Source organism: Nocardia sp. NPDC058519 (assembly GCF_042719755.1).
Classification (GTDB): Bacteria; Actinomycetota; Actinomycetes; order Mycobacteriales; family Mycobacteriaceae; genus Nocardia.
Genome location: NZ_JBHXNK010000059.1, coordinates 1 through 12,002 on the forward strand (window position 1 = coordinate 1; position 12,002 = coordinate 12,002).

Sequence of the window (12,002 nt, forward strand, 5' to 3'; positions counted from 1 at the left end):
CTTGCCGCGATAGCCTCGCGCCCCTTCGCGAAGCGGCCCTGTTATGTGGGCCAAGCCCATATCCGTTGATCTTTCGGCAGTTACTACCGGAACCCCAGGTCGGCATACGAGCACGCCGAATATGGGATGGCACCGGTCATAGCGGCCTAGCGCCGGATTCCGCAGACCGGGGCTTTCCGCCGGAAAAGTAGCTGGTCAGCGCTTTGCCCATCTCGCTAGCGCCGGATCTCGGGCTGATGCTCCTCGTATGCCAACCCATCAAATCAATGGGAGACACGCCCTAGTTGGCAGGAGGTGCCGCCCGCAAACATGTTCACGGGCGGCCCGGTCGCCTACCGGCGCAGCATCTTCGCCAGATTGAGCACGAATGCGCCCGCCGACAGCCCGGCGACGATGTTGCCGTCCCGACAGCGATGGCGACGGCGGTGGTGCTCGCACAGGTTACGGCGCTGATGTTGAACCAGTCGATGCGGTGCGGGGGCGGATCGCCGTCAGCAGGGTCTTGCTGCGGGATCCGCGGTTGCGTTCGGCATAGAACCCGGCCACGACTGTCCACAGTCATCTCCTGACCACGTTTGCCGATCGCGGAGATGCAGTGGGTTGGTGGGCCGGTGCCGGGTGTCAGCTTCGCGCCGAAGGACTAGAGCGAAACTGCGCCGACCCACCAACTCCAGGCACCGGCGTGAGCCGGGCTCCGCTGGTCGTAGTCCCGGCCCGACGAATGTCGGCTGACGACCCGGGGCTAACGACTGGAGACCTGGTGTTCGCCCACCCCGAATACCAGGTTCACCCGGTATTCGAGGCTCGCGCGCCCGAGGATTGCCCGCTCCGGTGAGCTGGCCGAGTACGCTGAGAGCCGCTCCGAGGTCAAGGGCAGACTGTCGATGCACCGTCCATGCCGATGGACGAGATGCTCGCTGTCATCGCACGCTGTTGTTGCGGGCTGTGCTCGAATTAGCTGGAACTCTGTCCAGGAGATTCGTGGCAGAAGCGATGGGACGCCACTGCCGCCGGTCGTGACGGCCCGCGGCCGACTTCGATACCCCGAACACCGCCGCGAGCTGCCGCATCGTGAGGTTGGTCCGCCAGTAGGTGGCCACCAACAACACCCGGTCTTCGAAACACAACCCCCAAGGTCGGCCTCGTAACGGCCGATCAGCCCCCTCGCGCCGCAACTGCGTGATCAGGCGAGCGATGGTGGCCGGCCGCAGCCCGGAGAACAACTCCACCATCACCGGGTCAGACACCGAGATCACCACCAGCGACACGATACCCGTTGCCGCTCAACGACTTACGGGACACCGCTTAGCGGGTTCAGCGCGGCGACACCTCGCCTGAGGAGGATCCTTGAACTGAACGGCGTGGCCGAATCGGAATCCTGGTTGCCTCAATGCTCCTTTCTCCGCTGCTTGCATGATGGCCGACCTGATCAATCGCGGTCGGATCGGACTCCGCACGCAGCTGGTTCGATGACTTGCATGGTGACGACGAAGCGTCCCGAGGTCTCGATGACGCTAGCTACGTGCAGTCCGGCAGCGGCAGCGACACGGTGTACGGCGTCAGTGCCGATCCGAGCCCACCGATACCACCGGCCGACACTGTGCGGCGTTTCCCACCGCAGGTATTCGCAGTGAATTCCGGTCGAGGGTGGGTCGACCTCGGCGACGACCAACCCGCCAGGGGCAAGGAGCTCGCGGGCCCGGCGAAGCGTGCGGACAGGCTCGCCGCCGAGCCCGACGTTGCCGTCCGCCAAGAGCACTCGCGCCCAACTGCCGGGGCCGGGTAACGGGCAGAACAGATCTTGGTGCAGTGCTTGCCCGCCCCGCCGGATTGTCATCTGCACCGCGACGGCGCAACTGTCGACCCCGAGCGACCGTGTGCCCCGAGCGGCCAGCGCGGCGGTGAATCGGCCCGGCCCACAGCCGAGGTCCACGGTGCGACCGGTACACAGACCGAGCAGCGTCAGATCGGCCAGCCGATCTGCGGAGGTGGATTCCTTGCCGCCGAGGTAGCGGCCTACCTGCAGCGGTCGGCAGGCGCCGGTGCGGTCGCGGATCCAGCATGGAAACCCGGCGAAGACCTGGCGGTAGTTCACTTCATTCGCCGACTCGGCTGGCGCGGTGTGCGCTCGGTGAGGTGGCGGTGCGGCCTGGTAGTTCCGCCGCGGTGGTCGGCCAGGTCCTTCGTCCGCCGGATGGGGCGCGGCTGCCCAGGTCACGCTGGAGGCTCCGGAGCCGACTCACAGTCCTGGCCAGGCACCGGGTCGGGGTCAGCGGTCAATGGGGGGTGCCAGTGTGCGCGGCCGCATGCGAGGGCGTAGGTGAATGCGCTGACACCGAACATGACAGCGGTCAGCAGCAGCCACCGCGTCAGGAAAGGCTGCTGGGTTTGCCCGGTCGCGGCGAGATAGGTCGTCTTCCCCTGTTCGAAGATGCCGGGGAAGAACAGCAGCAATAACAGACCACTACCCAGCATCGGAATCCGAATGTAGTTCACCGGCGACACCATTGGCCGCGGATTCGGCCGCCGACCGCGGATGGCGCGCCAGCCCGAGGTCAGCGTTCGGTCGATGAGGGCGTAGAAGGGGAACAACACCAGGTCGTGTGCGATGACCGCACCAAGCAGCCAGACGAGGATCGATTGCCACCACACGTCGTGGTTCCACAGAGTCTTCGGCCCCATGACGGCGATGACGTAGCCGACGAGGGCGAAACACGCCATTATGGCGAGCAAGTGCAAGGGGTGTGCCCCGTAGAAGCGCTTTACGCCGGTCACGATGATGGGCACGTCAGCTCCGGAACTCGATCGAGTGGACCCATTTGGTGTTGTGCACCCCGGGAAGCGCGGGGACGACGATGCGGGCGGGATAGCCGTGGTCAAGCGAGAGATCTGCTCCGTTGACCTTCAATGCGAGCAATGAATCGGAGTCCAGGACCTGATTGCTTTGCAGTGTCGCGGCACCGAACGGCCCGCCTTCTTCGAGGGAGATCACGTGCGCGGAGGATGGCGCGGAAACACCGGCGAGCGCGGCCAGATCGCGTAGGCGCACACCAGTCCAGGTTTGGGTGGTGGACCAGCCTTCGACGCACGCGATCGGTAGCCGCGCGGTGTGTTGATCCAAGACAAGGAGGGCGGCACGATCGAGAGTCCGGGTCGATGACCCAGCGGTCAGCGTCAGCCGCCACGCTGCCCCGGTGGCGACGGGGTCGATCCCGGCGGCGGTTGCGGTGCGATTGATCGGAAATCCGTTGGGGCCGCCTCCCGCTTCGCGACCTCGCGGTACCAGAAGCGCGGCGTGCCGGGTGAACCCCCCGATCGTCTGACCTACCGTCAGGATAGCTACCAGCAGTGACCCACCACCGACCAGTGCGAGCGCACCACGACGGCTGACTGTGGCGGGCACGGGATCCTCGGCAACCAGACCGTCGAGGTCGAGTGGTTCAGGACGGGTATCGGCCCGGGTAATTCGCAGTTCCCCGAGCAGGGAACGTGAGCGCAGGTGGCGAACCATCCAGGGCAGTTTGACGGCGACATGCACCAGGAATCCGGCGATGAAAACCCATGCTCCGAAATAGTGCGCGGTGTAAAAGCTGAACCCGAAGATGTAGTCGTACTGGATATTCAGCACTCCGGTGGCGATCTCGAACACGATGCCACCGACCAGCAGCAGCAGGGAGAGCCGTTCCAGGATTTGCGCGGTCGATCGGGCCGGCGGCCAGGTGAATAGACGCGGCATGACCGACCACAGCTTTGCCAGCACTACGGGGATGATGATCAGCCCGAGGCCGACGTGCAGACCCTGGGTGAGCTGGAACAGCCAGGACGGCCGGGTCGGCCAGTCGAAGTACGGTAGGTGCAACCATCCCACGTCCGCGGGGATGGCTTGACCGAACTGAGGTCCGTAGGCGATGTAGTCGAGCAGTCCGGTGACGGTGACGATCGGGATGGCTACCAGAAGCACCGCGCCGAAAACGGACGTCAGCCATGGCCCCCGCAGCGGGCTTCGCCAGGTCCGCGCTGTTGGCAGCAAGGGAGGCCGCCGCCGCCCGACCGCTCTCCACAGGCTGGCTGGGAAGCCATATGCCACAGCGTCAGCGGTTACATCTGCATCCCGCTCGGCTGGATTCACATGCTGGTCGGGTTCCTGCGCGTTGGAACCGTTCACGGTCATGAGCACCCCGTTAGATGTGGGCCGACACCGAAAGTGCTCCGCAAAAAGGGGCCAGGCCGATCGCCGGGTGATTCGTTGCGGAAGATTCTCTCCGCTACTTGGTGTTGAGGGTGATCGTCGCTATTCCGACCAGTAGGCCCGCCTTCACCGCGTCCGTGTTGAACGTCTTGTTCAGCAGTGCGGCGGCGTCTTCGGACACCAGGACGCGGGTGCCCTGCAGGATGGCGGTCTCGTCTGCGCCAGTCTGCAACGGCTGCAAAGTGCTGCCATCGAGGTTGAACAGGACAGCATGCGTCGCAGCGGGGGTTCCGTTGACGCTCACGTCCCCGTAGAGCAGCGAGGTGCCCGGGTCGATGTCGAAGTTGGTCAGCTCGACGGTGGTGTGCCCGGCAGCCAACGACAGACCGCTGCCGTTGTGCTTGATATCGCCTTGCACGTAGGGCTCGACAGTGCCGGGCGTGTAGTACTTCACGGAACCACCGGTGATCGGAAATATGACCGATCCACTGTCAAGTGTCGCGTGGCCGACAACTCCTGGCGTCAGTCCGAGACTGGTCAACGCGTCGGTGAAGCCCTTGTCCAACGCCACTGCCGTTGTCTTCCCGGTCAAGCCATCGATTTGAGCGGCCGGAGTTGGCATTGCTGTCGTGGTCATGGCGGTGCTGGCGCTGGTGGTCGTGGTGGTGCTGGAGCTTTCGCTGGAGTTGTCGTTCGTACATCCCACCAACGGAGTGAGCGCGAGCGCGGTGATCGCGGCAATCACGGCGGACTTGCGATAGTCGACCATGAGCTTCACCTTTCTCTAGGTTGACTTTTCTGGAATTCGGTGCCGACAGGAACTCGGATGGGGCATCATTTGAAATGAATTCCGAGTAGCTTCGTGGTGGTTTCGTTCGGAGGCGCACACGCCATCGGAGATCCGCGGGTCGCGGCCGAGCACTGGCCGTCTACGCCACCAAACCGCGCCGATTTCGGAGCGAACCGAAACCGCCACAGCTTTCAGAATCGGCATGGATCAACCCGCCCTCCGAAGAACGTCGACACAGAACAGGCAGCCCGACCTGACTCACGGGGGTTTGGCAAATTTGGGGTCATCGCTGTGCCACCCCGCCGCGCCGTCACCAACGTCTGGTCAGCGCATCCAGGGTGGGTTGGTCGAGCGATGGTCGCCGGGCCCGTCCGGATACATGTCACATCATGCGATTTCGAATGCCGTGGGATCTGGAAGTTTGGCACCGAATGAGGTTTGATAGATGCGGGAGAATCGGCCGGGCGCAGCGATATGGTGTCCTGTGATTGTGCTATTACCCCATGCTGGTTGGTGGGTGCAGGGAGCACAGCCCTGCTGGTCCTGCACCACCGTACGAGAAACCGCCGAGACGCCCCGCCCTCGGCGGTTTCGTCCATTTCTGGACGGCACGGACTGGTGGTCGATCCCGAGGCTGGCCATCAACTCTGGCGTATGGTCACTGCCCACCTCTCTGGCGTACGGTCACTGCCCACCTCTCTGGCGTATGGTCACTGCCCACCTCGCCAATCCTGGTGTAGCCGCACATCCCTGCCGCGACCGCGAGGATCGCAATCGCGAGTAGGGCCACCAATTGATATCGCCGCTGCGCCGACTGGCACCGTTGGTGCAAGGATATTCGTCAGTTCGGTATCCATAACCTCGACCAGCTGGCAACCGGTAGCGATCGAGGGTTTCCAAAATCGGAGGGAAGGGGGATACTGCTACGGCGGGCGCAGACGGCTCCGTCACGGTTTTTGGTGTGGAAACTCGGTTATCACACGAGCCGTCGTGCCCGCTCTATGGAACCCCAAGAGCTGCTGTCGAATTCGCATTGTCGACGCAGATCATAGGCGCACCGACTGAGACTGCCGGAGCCCTGAGCAGTCACCGGCCCGAGTCCGAGCCAGCAGCTCGCTCAGCTGATTGATCCGCATACCCCAACTCCAACGAGGGTCTCGGTCATGATGGCGCACCCTGATGGATCCGCGATTAGCGCTCGATGATGTCAGCGGACCGAGACTCCCACTCCGGCATCGCTTTCGGGCTCCGTGGTCGACTGCGGGTTCCCATCCTAACCCGGATTCGCTACGAATACAGCGTGGTTTGTTGTTTGTGACGTCCGGGGTGGGAACGACGCCCACAGAGAAGTCGCATGGTCGGGCTTGCTGTTCCCAGCCGCAACGATTCTGTCCGGGTCGCGGTCTGGGCAACCGCAGCACACTTGACCGCCTGTCGGCGCCGTCGTGTGCAGCATGTTTGAGGAGATCTCGTTGATGTCCCAGCTCTGGCACCAGATGAACAATCCCCTGCTGTATGCCATTCCGGTGTTTCTGGTGTTCGTCATCATCGAAGCGGTGGTTCTGCGGGTCCACGATTTCGGCGAGGTGACCGGGTACGAGGTCGCCGATGTGCGTACCAGCATCAGCATGGGTGCTGTGTCGCTGGTGTCGTTGTTCCTGCTCGAGCTCGTCTCGCTGGTGGCCTTCGTTTTCCTGTGGACCTACCTGGCGCCCTGGCATATCCGGGCCGATGTGTGGTGGAGTTGGGTGCTGCTGATTGTGGCGGTAGATTTCGCCTGGTACTGCAACCACCGGTTTTCCCACCGGGTGCGCATCGGTTGGGCCGGTCACCAAGCCCACCATTCCAGCGAACACTTCAACCTCAGTACCGCCCTGCGGCAGAAATGGAACCCGTGGTCGGAGGGGCTGTTCTGGATCCCGCTGCCGCTGTTGGGCTTCGAGCCGTGGATGATCTATCCGGCGTTCTCGATCAATCTGATCTACCAGTTCTTCACACACACCGAGGTCGTCGACAGGCTGCCCCGGCCAGTGGAATTCGTCTTCAACACCCCCTCTCACCATCGCGTCCACCACGCCAGCGACCAGCAGTACCTCGACACGAACTACGGCGGCATACTGATCTTGTGGGACCGTATCTTCGGCACTTTCCAAGCCGAGCTGCACCGACCCACCTACGGACTCACCAAGCCGGTAAACACCCACAACCTGCTCGAGCTCGAGTACCACGAGTACAGCAACATCATCGATGACGTCCGCAGCGCACGAGGTCTGCGCAACAAGCTCGGTTACGTCTTCGGCCCACCCGGCTGGCGACCCGAACGGTCCCGTGAGAAGACACGGGGTACACCGGATCACGGAATGAACAGACTCAGCCGACCTGAGCAGGCGGCGCCGTAACTACGCGGCTTTGAGTTGATCGGTCCAGAGCAGGATCAGGGCCGGTATGTGGGCGGTGATGAGTCCTTCGCGTTGGCCGGGGAGCGTGTCGGGCCAGGTGTAGCCGGGCCTGCGGGCGTGTTGGGCAATCCGCCCGGCCGCGGGGAACAACCGCAGCCGCAGCGTTTTCGGTTCCCACCGACGTGCGCGATGATCAGGCAAGCCAGGGTTTGGCACCATTCGGTCAAATCCAGCGCGAGAGCGACCAAATGAGCGTTTCCGAGTAGTCGGCGTGCCCCGGTCATGTCGTCCCGCGTGTCACCTTCGCAGCAACACCATCACAGCCGTCACGATCGACCCGATTAGCCAAGGACACAAGCTGACTCGACGCAACGCCTTGAATCATTCGAGCAGCGCGTTACCGCGTTCACCAGGCGCACGTAACCGGTTGTGAGCCTTGTTAGCCAGCGCATTTTCAGGAATTCGCTGTGTGTGAACAGTCCCTCCGAAACGATTCCCGCACAGGATGGTAGTGGTCGGAACGGTGCTGGTCGTCTCGACTCCCATGCGATCGCCCCGGATGACTTTTTCGCTCGGTGCTCTTACCAGCCGAACTTGCCTGACGCGTTTGCGTCACTCGGGTTCACTGTCTCGGAGAGTGCGCCGGGCTGCCGTTTTCACCATGTCTGCGACGCACTGATTTCGCAATAGCGCACTCCGTTGCCAGATGGCGCCGTTGCCATTCACGAGCGAGCGCTCCAGAGCCGCTTTGACTCGGTGGGCTTCCCCGAGTTCGTCGAGCGCATCGCGAATGTGGTCGAGTAGGAGTTCGATTTGCAGGGAAATCGGTACGGCCCGGGCCGTGTGGGGGTCGAGTCCATCGCCGATGAGACCGTTCCGGGCAGACATCCAGTTCGCGACGCGCAATGTCTCCACGGCGATCTTGGGTGCGGGATCGTCGCGGTCGATCGACCACTGTGCGGTCATGACCAGTGCCCGGGCCAGGATGGCTATCAGAGTCGTCTCGTCCACCGTTTGCTGGACGTCACTGACGCGGATCTCGACTGTAGGCAAATGAGAAGATGGTCGAATGTCCCAGTAGACCATCTTCTCGTCGAGCAGGCATCCGCTGTCGATCATTGTTGCGACGGTTGTGTCGTATTCGAGGGCGGAATCGAAGTAGGGTGGTGGTCCCGAAACCGGCCAGCGAGACCACAGGATCGTGCGCCAGCTCGCGTAGCCCGTGTCCGTGCCATTGTAGAGGGGAGAGTTGGCACCTAGTGCTAGCAACGTCGGGAGCCACGGACGCACGTGATTACATACTTGTACCGCTGTCTCGCGGTCAGGTGCGTCCACGTGTACGTGACATCCGCAGATCGCCTGTTCGTGAACCAAGGCCCCGAATCGCTCCGCCATTCGCCGGTACCGGGGCGTATCACTGATCGGCATGGGCGCCGGACCTATTGGGGACGTGCCGGTGGCGAGTACTTCGCTTCCATTGTCCAGCGCTGCGGCCGCAACTATCGATCGCATCTCCAATAGATGTGCGCGCAATCGCCGACTGTCCGAACATACCGCCGAGTTGGTCTCGATCTGACACTGCGAGAGTTCTAGTTGGAGCGGAAGACCGAGTTCCTCCGCAGTCGTCACAACCTGCGAGTTGCGCATCAGCGGCTGCCCGGTCGCTGGGTCGATCAGGAGGAATTCCTCCTCCACGCCCATCGACGGAATCGCCGCGATGGGTCGTGTGAGCCGTTCGGGTACGGCTGGGCGCGCGTGATCCATTCCGAAGTGCTCCACAGTTAGGGGACCGAACCGAGAGACACACGCACGCCCGAGGGTGCACTCGTTGACCACCCTGAGAGTCGTGATCCGCGTAGCACTAGTACCAATGCTTGCGGCCACCGACCACGCGCCCGGTCGTACCGAGCAGGAATAGGACCAATCCGATAACGATAAGAACGATTCCGATCGTCCAGAGGATCGAGATCCCGGTCAGGAAGCCGATTAACAACAATATCAACCCGAGCACGATCATGGCCGCACCTCATTTCACAAAACCTGAGCGAGAACGCTGCCAGGTAACTCCATTAAACACGCACCCCCCCAGCATTCGGAAGATGACGCCCTGCGACGCGGCACCACACGGTGGCGACCGGCCTGGCCTCGAGCTCGTGTGGGACTCCGAATCATTTCGGAGTCCCGTCCCGCGCCTGGCCAAGCCGCCGGGCGATCCGCGCACGACCTGCTCGCCTACGATAAGGTCACAGTGCTTGACCTGCTCACCTCCTCAGACCTGGCTCGCGACAACCGGGACCGCGCCCACCGCTACATCGAGAAGACCGCTCCGCGCGCCGGTTGGATGGCTGGGACGATCGCATGGGCGTCGGCGCATGGCCAGCGTGTCGCAGGTTCGCGCCCCTGGCAGGACACTCAAACATGGGCAACCGGAAACGCCTGGTCATCGCGGATTCTTATTCGATCTGACGATGCCGGTCGGCCGCCGGTACGGACTGGTTCCTGGTCCCATCTACTTAGCTGGTAGCACTGGCGACCTGGGGATTCTCCCCGGTCAGCTGGTAGTCGAAGTGGATTCTCCCGTGCCCCAGCCGTAGTAGAGGTCCATCCGATGCACACCGGCCACCGGCCGGGTGACCCAGTCGGAGGCTGCCGCGCTGGTGGCGGATGGGGCTCCTTCGACGACATCGAGGTTGCGGTACATGTTTGTCATCAGTTTGCTCGGCCGAGGGCTGCGCTCAGTGATGTGTGTGCTGATGATTGATGCCTCGTCGAGTTCGGCGTGCAGGACAAGCTGGCGGAACGCTTCGCGGACCCCCACGTCGCTCAATCGTCTTCGGGTATCGCGAACTGGAAATAGCGGGCGAAGTAGTCGTGATCGCTGATCCGGCAAGCAGCGGTAACGAGTCCGTCCTGCAGTTCGGTCTCGACGTGCATTCGTTGGATCGGGGCAGAACGAACGGGTAGTGGACGGGTTGCTGCCGAACCGTCGTCGCTTGTCATCAAACCTGCCATTTAATGTCTGATGTCGACCAACGACGTTCGTTGACGCCAACGCTACCAATGAATGTCGCCCACCCTACGCTGCGAACATACAGCATATCCGCAGTTCAGGGGCTCACAGTGTCAAGCGCACCCAACCCTGTTTGCTCTTGACAACGACACCACCCGTAAGCTACCCCGATGTGAGTACATGGAGTTACCCATGTACTCGCGACTGCTCGGCGTTCGTCAGTTTCCGGAGCTGCGGACGCCCAACAGGACGTCTTCCCACGACGGCATAGGTGCCTTGCCGCGCTTGGTTCGCGCAGGCTTCGGTGCGGGCTTCTCCGCGGCCGGTTCCTCGGCAGCGGGCTTGTCCTGCTGTGCCGCGGGCTGGCTCGGCGCCGCGGGAACAGCGGGTGCCGGGGCAGCAGGCTTCGGCGCTGCGGGAATCGGTGCCGTGGGGATGGGTGCGGCCGGAATCGCCGCCGTCCCACCGCCTGCCGCGACCTGACGCTGCTCGTAGTACTCGTCCACGTTCGGCGCCGGACGACTCTGCGGACGGGCGGCCGGTGCGGCGATCTGCTCGCGCGGACGCGGCTCCACCGGCGTCGGCGGTTCGATCACCGGTGCGGCGGCCGGAACCGGCGTCGGCAGGATCGTCGCCAGCCCACGCAGCGCGCGGCCGAAGTCGGGATCGATCAGGTCGTTGGCCGGATCGTCGAGACCGGACACCGAGCCGCCGTGCGCGTCGGGCTGGTAGCGCCAGTGCGCCGCGATCTCGGAGTGCCCGTGCCGCCACTGCAATTGGGCGACCCAGAAACCCTTTTCGTCTTTCCAGGCATCCCACTCGGCCTGTTCGATGGTGTGGCCGCGCTCGGCGAAGGCAGCGGTGACGATCTCGTGCAGCGTTTCCACCGAGGGACCGTCGGGGCGCACCGGGTGCGCCTTCTGCGCCAATTCGGCGGCGCGAGCACGCTCGAGCAATACGGGGTAGGCGAATCGTTCGACTTTGGATTCCGGCATCCCGGACTCTGCCGTGACCTGCTCGACGGACGCTCCAGCGCGAATACGGGCCTGGATATCGCGAGGACGCATAGTCGCCTCCGTTTCGATCTCGATCTGGCCGAATCGTGCGAGGTCGCCGCGCGCCGCCGCGCGGAGCTTGTCATCGGCGGGCAACCGGAACTTGGTACCGGACTCGGTGTCGCTGCACACGATGTGCGTGGAGTCGGGCGTCACCCCGATCACTCGAAGTTCACGCACCGTTACCTCCCTATCGCGTCGGCTACGACACCGCCCACTTTCCTAGACAGTAGTGCACATTACTTGGCCGCCGCAGCAGACACGCACGACTTAAATCGCACGCCTTGGCTGCCCAGGGGGCTAATCTGAGCGGCTCACCACACGAATTCCGCTTGTGTGCAGGCGTTTTGGTGATAGATCAACATCAAATCTCGGTACCGAGATCTGTCAAAACTCGGCGAATATTGCGAATGTGTGCAGTGTGAGACAAAGAAGGGCCGGGGGGGGGGGGAGCCGCAAAACATTCCCGCCCCCCGCCCGCAGTTGGGGTTTTATAAGTACAGCAACCACCACCCCGACCTAAAAAAGGGGGTCCGCCAAAAAAAAAAAAGGGGGAAAA

General features: G+C 63.1%; 10 protein-coding genes and 2 pseudogenes. 2 read left to right on the forward strand and 10 right to left on the reverse strand.

Annotation, left to right across the window (positions count from 1 at the left end):
* Positions 1 to 1,019: 1,019 nt before the first annotated feature.
* The 5 genes and pseudogenes from ACFWPK_RS34080 to ACFWPK_RS34100 form a co-directional block, all read right to left on the reverse strand.
* Positions 1,020 to 1,232: pseudogene (locus tag ACFWPK_RS34080) on the reverse strand (transposase family protein); the annotation flags it as partial.
* 197 nt (positions 1,233 to 1,429) lie between these two features.
* A complete protein-coding gene (locus ACFWPK_RS34085) occupies positions 1,430 to 2,095 on the reverse strand; it encodes a class I SAM-dependent DNA methyltransferase (protein ID WP_378922918.1) in 666 nt (221 codons plus the stop codon).
* Positions 2,096 to 2,214: 119 nt separating this feature from the next.
* Positions 2,215 to 2,721, reverse strand: a complete 507-nt coding sequence (locus tag ACFWPK_RS34090) for a hypothetical protein (RefSeq protein WP_378922933.1) — start codon at positions 2,719 to 2,721, stop codon at positions 2,215 to 2,217.
* Between the two features lie 67 nt (positions 2,722 to 2,788).
* The gene (locus ACFWPK_RS34095) at positions 2,789 to 4,171 is read right to left on the reverse strand and encodes a molybdopterin-dependent oxidoreductase (protein WP_378922920.1); all 1,383 of its coding nucleotides are present in this window, start codon (positions 4,169 to 4,171) and stop codon (positions 2,789 to 2,791) included.
* Between the two features lie 94 nt (positions 4,172 to 4,265).
* Positions 4,266 to 4,781, reverse strand: a complete 516-nt coding sequence (locus tag ACFWPK_RS34100; protein WP_378922921.1) for a hypothetical protein — start codon at positions 4,779 to 4,781, stop codon at positions 4,266 to 4,268.
* 43 nt (positions 4,782 to 4,824) lie between these two features.
* On the opposite strand from ACFWPK_RS34100, the gene ACFWPK_RS34105 reads away from it, so the two are divergent.
* Positions 4,825 to 4,950, forward strand: a complete 126-nt coding sequence (locus ACFWPK_RS34105; RefSeq protein WP_378922923.1) for a hypothetical protein — start codon at positions 4,825 to 4,827, stop codon at positions 4,948 to 4,950.
* A gap of 1,504 nt (positions 4,951 to 6,454) precedes the next feature.
* Positions 6,455 to 7,378, forward strand: coding sequence for a sterol desaturase family protein (locus ACFWPK_RS34110; protein ID WP_378922925.1), 924 nt, complete (start codon positions 6,455 to 6,457; stop codon positions 7,376 to 7,378).
* Here ACFWPK_RS34110 and ACFWPK_RS34115 read toward each other — a convergent pair.
* From ACFWPK_RS34115 to sepH, 5 genes and pseudogenes are all read right to left on the reverse strand, one after another.
* A pseudogene (locus tag ACFWPK_RS34115) lies at positions 7,350 to 7,626 on the reverse strand (transposase); the annotation flags it as partial. The gene ACFWPK_RS34110 and the pseudogene ACFWPK_RS34115 sit on opposite strands and share 29 nt — an antisense overlap.
* 364 nt (positions 7,627 to 7,990) lie before the next feature.
* Positions 7,991 to 9,142: a glutamate--cysteine ligase gene (locus tag ACFWPK_RS34120; protein ID WP_378922926.1), complete on the reverse strand. Its 1,152-nt coding sequence runs from the start codon at positions 9,140 to 9,142 to the stop codon at positions 7,991 to 7,993.
* 97 nt (positions 9,143 to 9,239) lie between these two features.
* Positions 9,240 to 9,395: a DUF6131 family protein gene (locus tag ACFWPK_RS34125; protein ID WP_378922927.1), complete on the reverse strand. Its 156-nt coding sequence runs from the start codon at positions 9,393 to 9,395 to the stop codon at positions 9,240 to 9,242.
* A 534-nt stretch (positions 9,396 to 9,929) separates the two neighbouring features.
* A complete protein-coding gene (locus ACFWPK_RS34130; protein ID WP_378922929.1) occupies positions 9,930 to 10,205 on the reverse strand; it encodes a hypothetical protein in 276 nt (91 codons plus the stop codon).
* 401 nt (positions 10,206 to 10,606) lie between these two features.
* Positions 10,607 to 11,623, reverse strand: a complete 1,017-nt coding sequence (sepH, locus tag ACFWPK_RS34135; protein WP_378922931.1) for a septation protein SepH — start codon at positions 11,621 to 11,623, stop codon at positions 10,607 to 10,609.
* Positions 11,624 to 12,002 lie beyond the last annotated feature (379 nt).